General features: G+C 65.3%; 19 protein-coding genes. 8 read left to right on the forward strand and 11 right to left on the reverse strand.

Translation table 11 applies throughout. From position 1 onward, the window contains the following. Positions 1 to 9: 9 nt before the first annotated feature. The 4 genes from AC1DR6_RS12415 to AC1DR6_RS12430 all read left to right on the forward strand — a co-directional run bounded on the left by AC1DR6_RS12415 (position 10) and on the right by AC1DR6_RS12430 (position 3,627). The gene (locus AC1DR6_RS12415; protein ID WP_476829540.1) at positions 10 to 789 is read left to right on the forward strand and encodes an SDR family oxidoreductase; all 780 of its coding nucleotides are present in this window, start codon (positions 10 to 12) and stop codon (positions 787 to 789) included. Next, positions 786 to 1,733, forward strand: a complete 948-nt coding sequence (locus tag AC1DR6_RS12420; RefSeq protein WP_476829541.1) for a 3-hydroxyacyl-CoA dehydrogenase — start codon at positions 786 to 788, stop codon at positions 1,731 to 1,733. The genes AC1DR6_RS12415 and AC1DR6_RS12420 overlap by 4 nt, the downstream gene beginning before the upstream one ends. 9 nt (positions 1,734 to 1,742) lie before the next feature. Continuing rightward, entirely contained in the window at positions 1,743 to 2,672 is a 930-nt protein-coding gene (gene kce, locus AC1DR6_RS12425; RefSeq protein ID WP_476829542.1) for a 3,5-dioxohexanoate:acetyl-CoA acetone transferase, read from the forward strand. Positions 2,673 to 2,748: 76 nt separating this feature from the next. Next, complete coding sequence (locus AC1DR6_RS12430) at positions 2,749 to 3,627, forward strand: SMP-30/gluconolactonase/LRE family protein (RefSeq protein WP_476829543.1); 879 nt, start codon at positions 2,749 to 2,751, stop codon at positions 3,625 to 3,627. 160 nt (positions 3,628 to 3,787) lie between these two features. Here the strand turns inward: AC1DR6_RS12430 and AC1DR6_RS12435 are convergent, their stop codons facing one another. After that, positions 3,788 to 4,714, reverse strand: coding sequence for a manganese catalase family protein (locus AC1DR6_RS12435; RefSeq protein ID WP_476829544.1), 927 nt, complete (start codon positions 4,712 to 4,714; stop codon positions 3,788 to 3,790). A 271-nt stretch (positions 4,715 to 4,985) separates the two neighbouring features. On the opposite strand from AC1DR6_RS12435, the gene AC1DR6_RS12440 reads away from it, so the two are divergent. Both AC1DR6_RS12440 and AC1DR6_RS12445 read left to right on the forward strand, forming a co-directional pair. After that, positions 4,986 to 5,387: a PepSY domain-containing protein gene (locus AC1DR6_RS12440; protein ID WP_476829545.1), complete on the forward strand. Its 402-nt coding sequence runs from the start codon at positions 4,986 to 4,988 to the stop codon at positions 5,385 to 5,387. Between the two features lie 36 nt (positions 5,388 to 5,423). Further along, entirely contained in the window at positions 5,424 to 5,960 is a 537-nt protein-coding gene (locus AC1DR6_RS12445; RefSeq protein WP_476829546.1) for a hypothetical protein, read from the forward strand. A 126-nt stretch (positions 5,961 to 6,086) separates the two neighbouring features. Here AC1DR6_RS12445 and AC1DR6_RS12450 read toward each other — a convergent pair whose 3' ends face one another. From AC1DR6_RS12450 to AC1DR6_RS12480, 7 genes are read right to left on the reverse strand one after another with little or no spacing between them, the layout of a single operon-like run. After that, on the reverse strand, positions 6,087 to 6,935 hold the full coding sequence (locus tag AC1DR6_RS12450; protein ID WP_476829547.1) for a glycosyltransferase family 2 protein: 849 nt from the start codon (positions 6,933 to 6,935) through the stop codon (positions 6,087 to 6,089). Next, positions 6,932 to 7,522, reverse strand: coding sequence for a class I SAM-dependent DNA methyltransferase (locus AC1DR6_RS12455; protein ID WP_476829548.1), 591 nt, complete (start codon positions 7,520 to 7,522; stop codon positions 6,932 to 6,934). The genes AC1DR6_RS12450 and AC1DR6_RS12455 overlap by 4 nt, the downstream gene beginning before the upstream one ends. Then, the gene (locus AC1DR6_RS12460; protein ID WP_476829549.1) at positions 7,506 to 8,213 is read right to left on the reverse strand and encodes a PIG-L deacetylase family protein; all 708 of its coding nucleotides are present in this window, start codon (positions 8,211 to 8,213) and stop codon (positions 7,506 to 7,508) included. The genes AC1DR6_RS12455 and AC1DR6_RS12460 overlap by 17 nt, the downstream gene beginning before the upstream one ends. After that, a complete protein-coding gene (locus AC1DR6_RS12465) occupies positions 8,213 to 9,364 on the reverse strand; it encodes an acyl-CoA dehydrogenase family protein (RefSeq protein ID WP_476829550.1) in 1,152 nt (383 codons plus the stop codon). Before AC1DR6_RS12465 ends, AC1DR6_RS12460 begins: the two co-directional genes overlap by 1 nt. Beyond that, on the reverse strand, positions 9,351 to 10,406 hold the full coding sequence (locus AC1DR6_RS12470) for a glycosyltransferase (protein ID WP_476829551.1): 1,056 nt from the start codon (positions 10,404 to 10,406) through the stop codon (positions 9,351 to 9,353). Before AC1DR6_RS12470 ends, AC1DR6_RS12465 begins: the two co-directional genes overlap by 14 nt. Next, positions 10,403 to 11,353, reverse strand: coding sequence for a glycosyltransferase (locus AC1DR6_RS12475; RefSeq protein ID WP_476829552.1), 951 nt, complete (start codon positions 11,351 to 11,353; stop codon positions 10,403 to 10,405). Before AC1DR6_RS12475 ends, AC1DR6_RS12470 begins: the two co-directional genes overlap by 4 nt. 50 nt (positions 11,354 to 11,403) lie before the next feature. Further along, positions 11,404 to 12,492, reverse strand: coding sequence for a glycosyltransferase (locus AC1DR6_RS12480; protein WP_476829553.1), 1,089 nt, complete (start codon positions 12,490 to 12,492; stop codon positions 11,404 to 11,406). Here AC1DR6_RS12480 and AC1DR6_RS12485 point away from each other — a divergent pair. After that, positions 12,469 to 12,879, forward strand: coding sequence for a hypothetical protein (locus tag AC1DR6_RS12485; protein WP_476829554.1), 411 nt, complete (start codon positions 12,469 to 12,471; stop codon positions 12,877 to 12,879). The two genes, AC1DR6_RS12480 and AC1DR6_RS12485, sit on opposite strands and share 24 nt — an antisense overlap. Before the next feature lie 133 nt (positions 12,880 to 13,012). Beyond that, on the forward strand, positions 13,013 to 13,300 hold the full coding sequence (locus AC1DR6_RS12490) for a BrnA antitoxin family protein (RefSeq protein ID WP_476829555.1): 288 nt from the start codon (positions 13,013 to 13,015) through the stop codon (positions 13,298 to 13,300). Positions 13,301 to 13,402: 102 nt separating this feature from the next. Here AC1DR6_RS12490 and AC1DR6_RS12495 read toward each other — a convergent pair whose 3' ends face one another. Genes AC1DR6_RS12495 through AC1DR6_RS12505 form a run of 3 tightly spaced genes read right to left on the reverse strand, consistent with a single transcriptional unit; the run spans position 13,403 to position 16,851 of the window. Continuing rightward, on the reverse strand, positions 13,403 to 14,260 hold the full coding sequence (locus AC1DR6_RS12495; RefSeq protein ID WP_476829556.1) for an ABC transporter permease: 858 nt from the start codon (positions 14,258 to 14,260) through the stop codon (positions 13,403 to 13,405). Then, positions 14,257 to 15,177 (reverse strand): ABC transporter permease, encoded by a 921-nt coding sequence (locus AC1DR6_RS12500; RefSeq protein ID WP_476829557.1) that lies wholly within the window; start codon positions 15,175 to 15,177, stop codon positions 14,257 to 14,259. Before AC1DR6_RS12500 ends, AC1DR6_RS12495 begins: the two co-directional genes overlap by 4 nt. A 27-nt stretch (positions 15,178 to 15,204) precedes the next feature. Further along, a complete protein-coding gene (locus AC1DR6_RS12505) occupies positions 15,205 to 16,851 on the reverse strand; it encodes a hydantoinase B/oxoprolinase family protein (RefSeq protein ID WP_476829558.1) in 1,647 nt (548 codons plus the stop codon). Between the last annotated feature and the right edge of the window lie 2 nt (positions 16,852 to 16,853).

Below are 16,853 nucleotides of genomic sequence, written 5' to 3' on the forward strand. Positions count from 1 at the left end.
CGACCGAGGATGTCCGCACTCGCGCTCAAGCCCGGCCTTCGCGTCGTCGTCACCGCCGGCGCCTCCGGCATCGGCCGCGCCATCGCCGACCTGTTGATCGAGAACGGGGCGCGGGTCCATATCTGCGATATCGACGAGGGCCACCTCGCCGACTTCCGCGCCGCGCATCCCGGCCACGGCGCGACGCGGTGCGACGTCGCTGATGACGCCGATGTCGCCCGGCTTTTCGACGAAGCGCAGACGGCTCTGGGCGGCCTTGATGCGTTGATCAACAATGCCGGCATCGCCGGTCCGACCTGTGGCGTCGACGAGATCGACCCGGCCGAGTGGCGGCGCACCATCGACATCTGCCTCACCGGCCAGTTCCTTTGCACTCGGCTCGCCGTGCCGATGCTGAAGACGGCGGGCGGCGGCGCCATCGTCAACATGTCCTCATCGGCCGGGCGCTTCGGCTATGCTTTCCGTACCCCCTATTCGGCGGCGAAATGGGGTATCATCGGACTGACGCAGTCTCTCGCCAAGGAGCTGGGCCCGTCCAACATTCGCGTCAACGCGATCCTGCCCGGCATCATCAAGGGGCCGCGCATGGACGGTGTCATCCAGGCGCGGGCCGAGCAGGTCGGCGTCTCATTCGAGGCCATGCGCGAACAGTATCTCCAGCGCATCTCGCTGCGTCGCATGACAGAGGCCGAGGACGTCGCGGCGATGGCGCTGTTCCTGTTGACGCCGGCGGGCGAGAACCTTTCCGGCCAGTCCTTCCCCGTCGACGGCAATCTGGAGTCGCTATGAAGACGTGTATCGTCGGATCGGGCCTGATCGGCCGCTCCTGGGCGATCAGCTTCGCTCGCGCCGGGTACGAAGTCGCCCTGTGGGATCGTGATCGGCGCGCGCCCCAGGCGGCCCTGGAATTCGCCGCCTCTATGCTCCCGGAACTCGCGACCAACGACCTTCTCGCCGGCCAGGAGCCGGCCACGGTTCTGGCCCGGATGCGGCCGGTCACGAACCTCACTAATGCTGTCGCGGATGCGATTCATGTGCAGGAAAGCACGGCCGAAATCGTTGAAAGCAAACGGGAGATCTTCGCCGAGCTCGACCGGGTGGCGCCGGCCGGCGCCGTGATCGCCAGCTCGACCTCGGCGATCCTGCCCTCGCGGTTCATGGAGCAGGTTGCAAGCCGCGCGCGCTGCCTGGTCTGCCACCCGATCAATCCGCCCTATCTCGTGCCGGCCGTCGAGATCTGCCCCTCGCCCTGGACGGCGCCTGATACCGTCGAGCGCGCGGCAGCCTTCATGCGAGACTGCGGTCAGCAGCCGCTGGTGATGAAGCGCGAAATCGACGGCTTCATCATGAACCGGATGCAGGGCGCGCTCCTCGACGAAGCCTTCAGGCTCGTGGCAGACGGCATCGCCGATGTCGAGGATGTCGACATCGGCATTCGCGAGGGGCTGGCGCTGCGCTGGTCCTTCATCGGGCCGTTCGAGACGATCGACCTCAATGCGCCCGGCGGCGTGCGCGATTACGCCCAGCGCTACCAGCACATCTACAGCGGCATCGCCGACGAGCTCGCCGGCCGCCGCGCCGACTGGACCGGGCCGCTGATGGACACCGTCGAGGGTCAGCGTGCCGCACGCCTCTCCCGCGACGAACTCGACAAGCGCCAGATCTGGCGGGACCGGCGCCTGATGGCGCTTGCTGCCCACAAGCGCGCCGCCGCGCGCGACATCGGAGAATAGGAGCCCATCATGGCGAAGCCCCGCAAGGTCATCATCTCCTGCGCCGTCACCGGCGCGATCCATACGCCCTCGATGTCGCCTTTTCTGCCGGTAACGCCGGAGGAGATCGCGGACGCCGCGATCGGCGCGGCCGAGGCCGGCGCCGCGATCGTCCACCTCCATGCGCGCGACCCGCAGACTGGCGCGCCGGACCAGACGCCGGAGGCCTTCGCACGCTTCCTGCCGATCATTCGCCAGCGCAGCGACTGCGTCGTCAACATCACCACCGGTGGCGCACCGACCATGACGATTGAGGAGCGGGTCAAGCCGGCCGCGACCTTCAAGCCGGAACTCGCCTCGCTCAATCTCGGTTCGATGAATTTCGGGCTGTTTGGCATGCTCGACCGGTTCAAGGACCTGAAGCACGAGTGGGAGCGGACCTATCTCGCCAACAAGGAAATCATCTTCCGCAACACCTTCGGCCAGATCGAGCACATCCTGACGACCTGCGCCGGCAGCGGCACGCGCTTCGAGTTCGAGTGCTACGACACCGCCCATCTCTACAACCTGAAATACTTCCTCGATCGTGGACTGGTGCAGGGGCCGCTCTTCATCCAGACCGTGTTCGGCCTGCAGGGCGGCATCGGAAACCACCCCGACGATATCGCCCATATGAAGCGCACGGCCGACCGGCTGTTCGGCGACGATTACCGCTGGTCCGTGCTCGGCGCGGGCCGCAACCAGATGAACATCGCCGCCATCGCCGCAGCCCAGGGCGGCCATGTCCGCGTCGGGCTGGAGGACAGTCTCTGGCTCGGACCGGGACGGCTGGCCGAGACCAATGCCGCCCAGGTGCGCCGGGTGCGGATGATCCTGGAAGGGCTGGGGCTGGAGATCGCGACGCCCGACGAGGCGCGCGAGATGCTGAACCTCAAGGGCGGCGACAAGGTCGCGTTCTGAACGCATCGACCCGAAGCGCGGAGCGCGGTTTTCGGGACAGGTCGATGCAGGACAAGGGATAGGACAGGAGACGGATATGCGCATCGAAGTGCTGGTCGACGTCAAGACGACGCTCGGCGAAGGCCCGCTTTGGGATGTCGAGCAGGAGCGGCTCTACTGGATCGATTCCTTCGATGGCCGGGTCTTCCGCTCGACCGTCGATGGGCGGGAGGTCCGCGCATGGGACGTGCCGCAGAAGATCGGCTCGATGGCGCTGCGCAAGGACGGGCAAGGCGCGATCGTCTCGCTGCAACGCGGCTTCCATACGCTGGATTTCAAGTCCGGCGAGGTCACGCCGATCCACGACCCGGAGCCGGACCAGCCCGCGAACCGCCTGAACGACGGCAAGGTCGACAGGCGGGGCCGCTTCGTTGCGGGGTCAATGGACACGCAGGAGGAAGGCGCCAACGGCGCGCTCTACAGCCTCTCGACCGACTTCAAGGTTACGAAGCTCGACACCGGCATCGTCTGCTCGAACGGCCCGTGCTGGAGCCCGAACGGCGCGACCTTCTATTTCCAAGACACATGGTCGGGCGAAATCTGGGCCTATGACTACGATCTTGAGACGGGCGCGGCGACAAACCGCCGGGTCTTCGCCAAGGTCGATACCTCAAAGGGCGGCGCGGCGGACGGCTCGACCGTTGATGCCGAGGGCTTTCTTTGGAACGCTCTGGTCTATGACGGGCGCCTCTTCCGCTACGCGCCGGACGGCAGCGTCGACCGCATCATCGACATGCCGGTCAAGAAAGTGACGAGCGTCATGTTCGGCGGCCCGAACCTCGATATCCTCTTCGTCACATCGATGGCCAAGCCGCCCTTGCCGCGTTTCCCCGGCGACGGCGCGCAGCGTGGCTCGCTGTTCGCGATCTATGACCTCGGCATCAGCGGCCTGCCGGAGATGCGGTTCGGCGCCTAGGCGAGCCGGCGAGATCGTCTGACCGGCGTCGCCTTGCTCAGGCCGCTCTACGAGTAAACATATAGACGATCACCGCTTGCGGAAGCGCCCCGCGCGCTTCCGCCGTCACAGGGATCCATTCGCTGCCGGTGACAGGCACCTGTACCCGGCGCTTCGAACATCATCGTGATTTTTTGTAGAGCTTCTGCGCGATCTCGAACATTTCTTCGGGGGCATAATCCGGTGTGAACGCCGACGGAATGCCGGTCAGGTCGTGTATTTTGCCGCCATCGGGCATGCCTTCCACGATCTCCAGTTCGCCGGGCGGGTCGGTCGGCAGCGCAACTTCACCGTTGCCCCAGATACCGGCCATCTCCTGATAGTCGTCCTGGCTGAAGGTGTAGAGCCTGCGGTGCGAGCCCTCGGCCAGGTACTTCTGGCACTCGGGTATCTTGTCGAGAGGGATGTTCGGGGTCGGAAGAAACTTGTCGAGATCGACACCGGTTATTTTCTTCAAAGCCAGCGCGTAGGCGTGCGCGTGAACAGAACCCCTCACCAGCAGATAACCGCAGACCTCGCGGCCTGTCGGGTCGGTCAGGCTCTCATAGACCCGCAGCTTGTGCAGCCGCGCTCCACATTCGAGATGAAAATTATGTAGGAGATCGACGACCACATTTCCGGTTGTTGTCACCATGTCGGCATTCCAAGACATGCCGTTGCTGTTGACCGGCATGGCGCCGCCGCCATTCGAGTAGAAGGCGCCGGCCAGCCGCATATCGGTCATGGCCTCAAACGGGGCATCGGAGATGTCGCCGCCATCCCCTTCATCGCCGTCCGGCACGTCCGGTCCATTGGCCAGCATGGCGACGCCGTTGCTCACCAGCTCGACATGTCCAAGCTCTTCTGCCGTGATGGCCGCCACGAGGCTGTAGAAGGGCCGCAGCTTGCTCTTGGAGCGAAAATTGAAACTCTGAAACATGTAGTTTCCGAGCGTCGACATCTCGCCGTATTTGCCGCCGAGCAACTCCTGCAGGGCGGCTGCGGCATTGGGGTCCGGCTTCAGCGGAGCTGGCAGTTCAATCTGAAGTCTGTCGACACGTAGGAACATGCTCGATCTCCCGAAGCGATGGCAGCAGGCCGATGGCCTAGCCGCAGGAATGGTTGTCGCAGGCCCCACATCAGGGCCGCCACCCGGCGCAAGAACCGGCGGGTCAATGGTGCAACCTGCTCCGACCGAACGACGTTGCACGCCTCGTGCACTGCGTGCGTCATCGTACGATCAGCAGCGCTGGTCGGAAGCACCGCCGAATACGTCGTACCCTGCAGACGGCGCGTACTCGCGATCGAATGCTTGAAACGCGGGCGGTCAGGACCACAGCTTGCCATTTTTAGCCGGCGACATTCATTTCCTCGGAACAGAATCAGCCGCAAGCCCGTTTTCTGATCACTGCGGCAACACCGCATCTGCTCAGGAGACATCGATGAAAAAGCTCATTATCGCCACGCTGATCGCCTCTGCGACGTCCTTTGGCGCCTTGGCCCAGACATCGACGACGGCTCCGACGCCCGCACCGAAGGCTGACGCCGACAAGAATGCGCCGCTTCCCGGTGCCAACAGCTTTACCGAGGGCCAGGCGAAAAGCCGGCTCGAAGCGAATGGCTATTCCGACGTCAGCGCCTTGAAGAAGGACGACAACGGCATCTGGAAAGGGATGGCCATGCATTCCGGGGCCAAGGTCAACGTCTCCGTCGATTACCGCGGCAACATTGTCCGCAACTGACCCGTGCCGCTCGCACCCCGAAAATTGGAGACTGACATGACCCGGACCATCACCCGTTCCTACGATAACCATGAAACCGCTCGCGCCGTTGTCGAGCAGTTGGAGGCCGCAGGCATCTCCAGCAGCGACATCAGCGTGGTCGGCCGCAATGGCGAGGCTGACGAAACCAATGCTTCGGAGGGCGCCGGGATCGGTGCGGGGGTCGGCGGCGCGGCAGGCCTGCTTGCCGGCCTCGGAATGCTCGCCATTCCCGGTATAGGACCGGTCGTCGCTGCCGGCTGGCTCGCCTCGACCGCGGTAGGCGCTGTCGCTGGCGCCGCCGCCGGTGGGCTCGTGGGCTCGTTCGTCAAGGAAGGGCACGACAAGGACGAGGCCGAATATTACGCCGAGACGGTTCGCCGTGGCGGCTCGGTCGTGTCCGTCCGCACCGCGCCCGAGCACGAAGCCACGGTCGAAGCCATCCTCGATGGCGCAACGCCGATCGACCGGACGACGCGCGAAGCCGACTATCGCGCCGGCGGCTGGGACCGCTTCGACGAAAACGCAGGTCCCTATCGTCCGCCTGTCGTCTAAAGGCTGCGGATAATCGACAAGGCCCCGGTGGCGACACCGGGGCCTTTTTCATGCGTTCGGCTCAAGCTGCTTCGCCCGCCACTATGTTCGGCCCAGTCTGCGAGGCGCTGCATGCCTCGCGCGCTGCTAGAATCTGGCGCCGGGCTTGCCGGCGGCCTTGGCCCGGTCTTCCGCAGTCGGTGGCCTGAGGATCTCGATCCTCGCTTCATTCCAGACGATCAGGCCCTGGTCGCGAAACTGATTGAGCCAGCCTTCCATCGGCCAGACGTCCCATTTCCGATGAAAGATCGTGGCGTTGCGGATGATGTCGGCAAAATGCTGAAGCGGCGGGTCGACGACCCCATGATACTGGTGAAAGACCGGCACGCCGCCAAGGAAGAGCAGATCGACCCCCGCTTTTCGCGCCGCAAAACCGAAGTCGGTATCCTCGGCACCATAGCCCGAGAACGCCTCGTCGAAGCCGCCTAGCCGGCAAAAGGTGTCTGCGCTCACACCGAAAGCCAGCGACCAGAACAGGCCTGGATTGTCTTCGCGGGCCAGTCCCCGCGCCGGGAAGGCGCGTATGGGATGGCGCACGCCGGCTTGAACCAGTGCCTCTTCGTTCCAAGGCCCGTCTCCGAGATCGTCGGGGCCGAGATAGAGGATTTCGGCACAGATCAGCGCATCCTGTTGCGAGAGCGCGTCGTCCATGACGCCCGACAAGCTTCTGGAGGGAATGCAATCGACATCGAGGAACAGCAAACGCGGCGAGGTCGCCCGTCTGGCCGCAAGGTTGCGCGCTTGCGCCAGCGGCAGGCCGCTGGTTTCGTGACGGATCATAACGGTTGGAAAGCCGGTGACGGGACAGGCGATCGGGGTGTCGCTCATATCGACGATGACCAGCTCGGCCGGACGCTCCACACTGCGTTCCAATCCTTCGACCAGGCGCCGCAGATGGGATTCACGGTTCTTGACCAGAGTGAGAACGCTGATCATTCCGGGCGCCGGCGCCAGACATCGAGCCTGTATTGGGTCGTTCGCTCGCTGATGATCGCGTCGACCCGGCCATCGAGCGATCGCCCCAATGCCTGGACCGCGTCATCTCCGGTCACAGGATAGTCCGTCTCGCCCGTCCAGTGCACGAGAACCAGATCACCGCCGGGCTCGAGGATACGGGCGATCTGCTGCCCGGCGAGCGCCAGATCCGGCTGGTCCCAGTAATACGCAACCTCCGACAGCACTGTCAGATCAAACCCTCCTGTACCGGGTGCCTCGCGCGGAAACATCATCCGGGCGAAGGCGACATGATGGCTCGATGCGCAGCGCGTCTGTGCGCGGGCGAGCGCAGTCTCGCTGACATCGACCGCCAGAAGCCTGTCGCAATGCGCCGCCAGGCGTTCGGTCAGGACGCCCGTGGCGCAGCCGATCTCGAAAGCGTTTTGGTAACGGCGGCCTCCTAGCGAGGCGATCGTATGGGCATATTTGGCCTGCTCATAAGGGCTCGTCTCGAACCGCCAGGGGTCGATATCGCCGGCGAACATGGTCTCGAAATAGCTCGGCGGCAGGCTAGTCGGCGCGCGCATATCGTCCGATCCTTTGATACAGCAGGTCGAAGGCGGGCATCCGCAGCTTCTCGGCGGAGAGGCGGAAGCCCTCTCCGAACAGCGGCGTGATCTGGCTGCGATGGGCGGCCAAGGCGCGATTTCGCTGGCCGAGCGGCATCGGCGCCGTGCGAATCGTGCGATAGCCGGCGCCCGGCGGCGTGCTCGCCCAGACGATGTACTCGACGATCGAGACCGGCCGTCTCGCCGTCTGCGCGACAGCCCTCGCCAATTCTAAGGCTGCCTCGTGATCGCAATGCGGCTCGTGACGAGCCGTGACGGCAATGGCGTCGACGCGATGGCGCCGGCAGAACCCCACCAGCGTCCGGCGTGTCCTTTCGAAGTCGGGCGAGCCAGGCGTAAAGGGCCGCGCATCCGGCCAGTCGAGAAACACCGGCTGCGGCGCCTGTGACCCTGCCAGATGCCGGACGGCGAGCGAAGCCTCATGGCGTCGTGCCGCGATCAACCTTGCGCGCGAGGCCTGATCGTCATGGCTGTGCGATCCCGCGCCATTCGTCAGGACCACCACGCCCGCCAGCGTGTTGCGGCTCGCCGCTTGCGCGATCAAGGCGCCGCAGCCTAGCGTCTCATCGTCGGCATGCGGCGCGATCACGAGCCAGCGCACGCGCGCCATCGAGCACGCGTCGAGGCGGCGAGCGGAGAGAGCCGGCATCACCACAAGCGGTCATCCTCTCCCCAGACGTCGTGATCGAGCCAGGCGATCGCCGCTTGATCGCGGGCGTAATCGGGCCCGGCCTGACGAAGGTACAGGCTGAGATCGCGAATGATCTTGTCGATGCGCTGGCCGTCGAACGCGCTGCGCGTGCCGACGATCCGGGCCGCCAGTTCCATCACGTCCAGCGCCGCGCGTTCGACGACGCCGCGCGTCATGCGAACGAACTCCGGGGCATCAGGCGCGTCGTCCGCCGCGCGCTGTGCCGCCTCGCGGACCCAGAGATAGGCCGTGCGCGCCGCCACCACGGCCTCGGCGAACTTGACCCGCTGTAGCGGATCGGCGCGCGCCGGATCGGACATCGCCGCCCGCGTCTCGGCCAACAAAGCCTCGACGCCGCCGAGCTGGACTGCCAAAAAGCGCCACGCGCCTGCGGTAAAGCGCGGCTCCCGGCCATAATCGCCTTCCCCGCCCAGAAGCTCGCTGTCACCGGGTCTGAAGCCGGTGAGATCGTAGCTGCCGCTGCCGGTTGCGCGCATACCCCGCACGCGCCACCGCGTCAGATCGGCCCGGTCGGGCTGATCGGCCGGCACGACGACCAGGCGCGTTGCGCCGCTTGCGGTGCGCGTGGTGACGATGGCATGAGCGAGGCCGCCTGCCCCTGTGGCGAAGGCTTTCGAGCCTGAAAGCAGCCAGCCCTCGGCGTCTCGTGCCAAGGCGACGCCGGGCGGCGGCTCGGTTGCCCAGACGCCGTAGAAGGCGCCTGCCTGGAGGCTTCGCGCCAGCTGCGTCTTCTGATGCGGGGATCCGAACCAGGCAAAGAGCTTCATCGCATTGATGTGGCCTTCGAAAATCCGGCCAAGGCTGAGATCGGCGCGCCCGACCAAACGAAGCGCGTTCATCATCGCGGTGTTTTCGGCGCGGGCATCGACAAAAGTCTCGCCGCCGCTCTCGGGAGGCGCAAAAATTTGGTGCAGTTTCGCGGACCGCAACGCCTCGACGCTTTCAAGCGGGAAGAGCGGCGCAGCGTCATAGCGCGCGCCAGACTCAATGAGACGCGGAAACAGGGCACGTATTCGTGGCATGAAGTCATGCACCGGGGTCGATGAGCCCGCATGGGACTGAGATCGGCCGTGTTCAGTGATCGCCATGAACGGTCTCTCCTGCGGCTGTCGCGACCAGAAATCGCGCTGCTTTGGCCGGCCCATCCGGATCGCGCAGGCGCTGCCGGGATTGCGGGTCAAGCGCCTGCGCTGCGGCGATCAGCTCCGGCCATCGCGAGGGCTGCGGCCAGTCATCGAGCACGATGGCCGAACCCAGCGCCTTCAAACGACGCGCCTTCGAGCGCTGCTCGTCGAAGGGGCGCGACTGCGGCAGGCAAATGAAGGGACGGTCGTGCGCCAGCACGGCGTTGACAAGACCGTCCCCCGCCGCACCCACGACCACGCTCGCTGCGGCGATCTCCGATGCCGGGTCATCCACCCAGCCGAGCAGGGTCAAATTGTCTGGAGTGTCGGACGGCGGCGTGATCGGGCCCATCGCGCGCCATCGCCATTTCGGCGTCGCGCGGGCGGCCTTAGCCAAATCCTCGCCGCTGCCGTCCGGCCCGCCCTTGCCGTAAACCACGAGGATGGTTCGAAGCTGGGGATGCGACACCGCGGGGACCCTGCCGCCCAAACCTGAAGCATAGATGGTCTTCCGACGGACCCAATCGGGTGTGGCGGGCTCGTCCAGATCGCGATGAAACGGCGCCAACAGCGCGCGGGCGCCGCGAAAGGCTTCCAGATGCGCGGCGTCGTCCCTCAACCCGCTCAGCCGGACATACACCGTCGGGGTGGCCGCGAGACGCGCCAGCATCGCGATCTCGACGGACACGTCGACGATCAGAAGAGCGGGCTTCTCGCGCTCGATCCAGGCTGCGACCAGCGCCGTACGTCGGCGAACGCCGTCATGGTCGAGCGGCGCGTAATGCAAGGCCAAGGGCCGGTCGGGCGCATCGTCCCGCCCATCAAACGCGCGGCTGCCGACGGGCCGATCGTCCGGCAGATCGATAGACGCGACGTCCTGAGTTCGCCCCGCCAGGCCAGTGCCGATCAGCGTCAGCAGGCCCGGTGCGGCACGCGCGATCGCGAGCGCACGCTGGCGATGACCATCGCCGTGGTGATGCACATAATAGCCGATCGGGCGCGTCATGGCCGCAGTCCGATCAGAGCGAGATCGCAGTCATGCGGCATCGGCGGCAATGTCCGCTCTGCCGCTATGATCGTCGCCGGATCGGCGAGCGCGTCGCGCAGGCCGCGACGCCACTGCGCTCGCTGCCGCCAATGGTCGAGCGAAGGCGCTCTCAACGGCTCGCCGCGCAACAGCGACGCTTCCATTTCGCTCATCATCAAGGCCATGCCGCCGGCGGCCCGCCCCTGAGAGCGCGCCGAAACACGGGTCCAGACCGACATCGGATGGACAAGCCGGCCTCCTGCAGCGATCGCGGCCTCGACAAGCGCGCGATCCTCGCCGCTCGCCAGCAACGGAACGCCGCCGGCTTTCCGATAGAGCTCGCCCGTCATGGCGAGGCTGCCTCCCGTATGGTCTCCGTGACGCGGCGACGGATCCCAAGGCACGGGATCGAACTCGTCCTCGATCGCTCGCACCGCGGCCCAGTAACGGTCCCACAAGGCGCGGCCGGCCACGATCCCGGCAGGGATCGCGTCCTGTTCGTCCAGTTGAAGCCGGCCTCCGACGATCTCATCCCCGGCTCGGATTGCCGCGAGATTGGCCGCAAGCCAGTCGGATGGTGGCCGCGCATCGGCATCCGTCGTCACCAGAACACCGCCGGATTCGCCAAGCTGGTCGAGCCCGACCGCCATCGCGGCATTTCGTGCCGAGCCGGCATGAGCGAGTTCCGGCGGAAATTCGCGGATATCGAGCGTGATCTTCAAACGGGAGTGGCGGGCCACCGCCGCGCCGACCGCCCCCGCCGAGCCGTCGCGGGTGTTGTTGAGGCAGATCGCGACGGCAATCGGCCCCTTGAGGCTCTGCTTGGCCAACGCATCGAGAAGAAGCGGTAGCCGCTGCTCTTCGTTCCGCGCCGGGACACACACGCAAAATGGGCGCGTGGGCTTTCTTGGGTCAGCGCACTTCATACGGGGCTGGTCGCGGGTGTGGTCATGAGGTTCGCCCTTCCGGAAACGTGTCAGGCGGCAAACTGGGTCTCGACACTTGCGACGGCGGCTTTGCCGATTACTCTGGCGTAGAGGGCTTCATATTCGTCGATCATTCGTTCGGCGTCGCAGCGCTGCTCCGCACGCTGGCGACAGGCTTCCCGGTCCAGTTGTTGCGCCGACAAGGCGGCCGCTGCCAGCGACGCTGCGTCGTCGGGAATGGCAAGCACCCCACAATGGCGGTCGAGCAATTCAGGGATGGCGCCCCGTGCGAACGCCGCAACCGGGACGCCGCAAGCCAAGGCCTCCGCCACGACGAGCCCATAGGGCTCTTCCCAGCAGGGCGTACACAAAAAGGCGCGAGCCCCGGCGATCACCCCGGCGAGCTCCGCATGCGGCAGGTGACCGAGATAGCGCACCCGGTCACTGAGACGGGGCGACACCTCGCGGTCGAAATAATCCTGGTCGGAGACAGGCCCGGCTATCAACAAAGTCGCGCCGATCAAGTCCGCGGCCGCTATCGCATGATGCAGACCCTTTTCGGGGACAATGCGGCCGTACCAGACAAGGTAGGGCTCGCTTGCTGGAACCCGTTGGAACGCAAACCGACCGAGGTCGATGCCGTTCATCACCACATGGTCGATAGGCGCGACCCGGCTCCAGGAGCGCCGGATCGACTCGGAGACGGCGACAAAGGTCGCATTCGGGGCCTTGCAAAGTCTTACGCCGCTTTCGAGCCAGGCGAAGGGCGGCGTATGCAGGGTCGTCACCATCGGCATCGGCAAGGCATCAGCCATCGCGACAGGCAAGTAATGCAGAGAGTTGTTATGGATCAGGTCAAAGGCCCGGTGACGCAAGCCGTTCATCAAAGACAGATAGGCGTGGTGTTCCTGAAAGAACGCCTTGTCGGGCGCCTCGTCGCACCCGACCTCCAGGAGCGAGGTTTCGTCGCAGATCGCTTCGACGCATTCCGCAGGCTCGGAACGCAATGAGGCGAAAACCGTGACCTCGTGACCACGCCTCTGCAGCATACGCTGCAGCATAGAGGTGTGCATTTCGAGACCGCCCGCAAACGGCTCGCGGATGGCATGCTTCAGGTGAGCGACGATACCGATACGCAACTGTCGCTCCGTTCCATTCATCGACGCGCCGAACGGCGATTGGCATCGAAGCTATCGACGACAATCCCGCGAACGCTGGTCATTTTTAAAAAAGATACGAGGTGGGCCGCAAAAGCGTCGGTTGTTCAACGGCGTGGGTCTACTTTAAGTTCCACCGTTGTTATTTGGATTGCCAAGAGAGAGGTTCGCCTCTTTGAAATTGCTTCCATTGCATCAAATGGCATCGATCGAATATATCCGATGTTGTTGACAGCTATAAGCGGCAAGTATTTCCAGATGCACGGCGCAACTTTGCCAAAATCGAATATTAATCGAGCCTCGAACCGTCACAATGCGCAGCGAGCCTTCATCGTGATGTCTGCGGCCCTCGCTCCGATGACGAACTGAGCGGCCAATTCGTCATCAACTCCGCGCCTCGAAGCCGAGAGATCAGGCAATCCGGCCCCGAGACCGGACTGGTCGGCATTTACTCGCTGAGGATCAGAGGCCCATATGTTCCGCAAACGGAGAAGGACGATCGATGAATAACGACAGGACGACACGCCGCCCAACCAGCGCCCGCGACAATGCGGAAGCCTTGTTCAAGCCTTCCGCGCCCAAGATATCCGCGCCAGCTGCCGAGAAGCGGATCGTGGTCCCCGGCGCGAAGGAAATGGTGACCCTTCGGATCGACAGCGAGGTGCTCGCGCATTTCCAGGATGGTGGCCCCGGGTGGCAGGACCGCATCAATCAGGTCCTGCGCCAGGCCATGCCGACTGTCGGCGAGGGCCTGAAGCCGGGGGAGCTCAACTCGTCGAACGATGATTGAGCGAAGCCGTGCCCAGGCTGAGGCTCACCCGCGAAATGCTTGCCGAAGGCACGCTTTGATGGCCGCATCCCGGTGCCAGCTCCGATGACGGCGGTTTGACAGTCAGTGGCGATCCGCTTGCGGGTCCAGCCAGTCGCGCAGCCAGTCGCCTAGGAGATTGATGCTGAACACGGTCAGCATCAGGGCAATGCCCGGCAGGGTGATGATCCACCAGGCACTGGCGATATAGGTTCGCCCGTCGGCGAGCATCCGTCCCCAGCTTGGCGACGGCGGCTGGATGCCGAGGCCGAGGAAGCTCAGCCCGGCCTCCAGGACGATCGTTCGCGCCAGTTCGAGCGTCGCCACCACCAGGGCCGGCGTCAGGACGTTGGGCAGGATATGACGCAGCATCACGCGGGTGTGCCCGGCCCCCATCGCCAGTGCGGCCTGAACGAATTCCCGCTCGCGAACGGTCAGGACTTGCGCCCGGATGATGCGCGCATAGCGGACCCAGCTCGTCAGGGCGAGCACCGCGATCAGGTTATGCAGATCGGGGCCAAGCGCGGCGACCACCAGCAGAGCCAGCAGCATCAAGGGAAAGGCCAGCTGGATATCGACCAAGCGCATCAGCACGCGGTCGTACCAGCCGCCGAAATACCCCGCGATAAGCCCCAGCAGCACGCCGACGACGCCGCCGAGGATCACGGCGGAACCCGCGATCGTCAGCGTGACCCGGCTGCCCGCGATGATACGGCTCAGGATGTCGCGACCAAGCTGGTCGGTGCCGAAAGGGTGGGCACCGAGCCCGGCCCAGGAGATCGTCGGCGCCAGCATTCGCGCGCGCAGATCGCCGCGCGTCGGATCGGGCAAGCCGAGCCAGGGACCCGCAAGAGCCAGCGCCAACAGAACCACCAGCAACGTCGCGCCGAGGAGGCCGAGCCGGTTCGCTTTCTGCCGCCGCAAGAACGAGAGCAAGCTCATGATGCCTGCCGAATGCGCGGATCGATCAGGGTATAAAGCAGATCGACGAGGAGATTGACGACGACGAAGATCGTCGAGATCATGGCGACGCCGGCCTGAACGACCGGGAAGTCCTTGGTCTCGATCGCCTGCACGATCAGCCGCCCGACGCCCGGCCAGGAGAAGACGGTCTCGGTCACGGCGGCGCCGCCGAGAAGCTCGCCGGCCAGGATGCCTGTCATGGTGATGACCGGGATCAGCGAGTTGCGGCCGACATGCCAGATATAGACGCGGCGGGGGCTGAGACCCTTCGCATAGGCCGTGCGGACATAGTCGTCGCGCATCACGTCGAGCATGGAGGAGCGCAGCAGGCGGGCGATGCTGGCCGTGGTGAAGCAGGCCAACGTCACGGAGGGCAGGACAAGGTTCTGCCATTCGCCGTACCCGCCCGTCGGGAACCAGCCGAGTTGTACCGCGAAGAGCAGGATCAGCATGATGCCGAGCCAGAACGAGGGCGTGGCCTGGCCGAGCAATGCCACCAGAAGCACCAGCCCCTCGATCGCGGAGCCGCGATAGATCGCGGCCAGCGCTCCGGCCATGCCACCGACCAGTACGCCGATCGCCAGCGCGCAGCCGGCAAGCAGCGCCGTCGCCGGCAGCCTTTCGAGCACGACCTCGAGCGCCGGGCGGGCAAACTGGAAGGACTGGCCGAAATCGCCCTTCAGCGCATGGAGCAGGAAGGTCAGATATTGCTGAAGCAGCGGCTGATCGAGCCCAAGCTGCGTGCGCAGCTCTTGCATTTGCGCTTCGGTCGCGCCGATCGGCAGCAGCAATACGGCGGGATCGCCGAGGAGCCGGGAAACGACGAAGACGATCGTGACCACGCCCCAGATCGCGATCAGGCCTTCGCCGAGGCGGGTCGTCAGGTGGCGCGGCATCCGGCGGCCTCCATGGTCACGCGATCCTCAGAGCTTGAGCCCATAGATTTCCACGGCTGCCTCGCGCGAAATCCGCTCTTCGCGGAGGTCGCGCTCGACGAGCGCGCGGTCGCGCTGCTTGGGGTCGCCGAACCCGCCGCCGCCGGCCGCCACCATGCCGACCCATTCGCCCGGCTGCAGGATGCCCGCGCGGCGGTCGAGCGGCTTGGCACCGGGCGAAAGCTCGACGCGCGCGGTCAGGCCATCCTGGCCGCCCTTGAGCCCGAAGGGTGGCACAATGCTGTTGGTCCCGCCGGCCGAGATGCGCGCGGTATGGTCGAGCATCTCGACGCGTCGCCGCAAGGTCATGCCGCCGCGATATTGCCCGGCCCCGCCGGAATCCTGCACCAGCTCGTAGCATTTCACCATGACGGGGTGCTCGATCTCAAGCGCCTCGATCGGCAGGTTGGCGGTGTTGGTCGTGTTCACCTGGACGCCATCGAGCCCGTCCTTGTCGGCGCGCGCGCCCATGCCCCCGCCATGCATCTCGTTATAAACGTAGAAGCGGCCGGTCCGCGGATGAATGCCGCTGGTGGTCAAAAGCGTACCGCCGGTCGAGGCGGCCGCGATCCGCTCGGGAACGACATCGGCGAGCGCGGCGAAGATCATGTCGACGAGGCGCTGGCCGATATCGGTGCGGCTGTAGACGGCAGCTGGGGGCGTCGCATTGAGCACGGAGCCGAGCGGTGCCGAGACATGGATCGGCCGGTGGAAGCCGGCATTGGCCGGCAGATCGGGATCGACGATCGCCTTCACGGCGAAATACACGGTCGCCAGCAGCGCCGTATAGACCATGTTGATCGGCGCGCGGACCTGCTCGGGCGCATCGGGGAAGTCGATGAAGATCTCATCGCCCTTGATCTCGATCACCACCTTCAAATCCATCACGCCATCGATCAGGTTGCTGTCGAAGTCGTGGCGGAAGCTGTAGGTGCCGTCCGGGATCTGCGAGATACCGGCCCGTGTGCGCCGCTCGGTATAGTCGAGCACCTGGGCGCCGGCTGCGCGCACCGTCTCGGCCCCGTATTTGTCGCAGAGCGCCTGGTAGCGCTGCACGCCGAGGCGGTTGGCCGCCATCTGGGCCCGGAAGTCATTGATGCGCTCGCGCGGGACCTGGCAGTTCAGCAGGATAAGCTGCATCAGATCGTCCTGCAGCACGCCTTCGCGATAGAGCCGGACCGGCGGGATGCGCAGGCCTTCCTGAAAGATATGGGCGTGGCCGCGGTCGACGAAGTCGGAATGGTGGGCGAGGTTCGTCACCCAGGCGACGAGCGTGTCGCCATGGAAGATCGGCTCCAGGAAGACGATGTCGTTGAGATGGGTGCCGCCACCGGTATAGGCATCGTTGCCGACGAAGACGTCTCCCGGCCGCACAGTCGAGAGATCATGCTTCTTGAAGACGTGCTCGGCGATGCCGAGCAGCGAGCCGAGATGCACCGGGATATGCTCGGCCTGGGCGATGGTGCGCCCGGCTGCGTCGAACAGCGCGGTCGAGCAGTCCTGCCGCTCCTTGATATTGGTCGAATAGGCGGCGCGGATGAGCGCCTTGCCCATTTCTTCGACGATGGTGGTGAGCGCGCTGCCGATGACCTCGACAGTGATCGGGTCGAGCTTCGTCTTGACTTTGTCCAGCATGG

Source organism: Allobosea sp. P5_A5 (assembly GCF_056400625.1).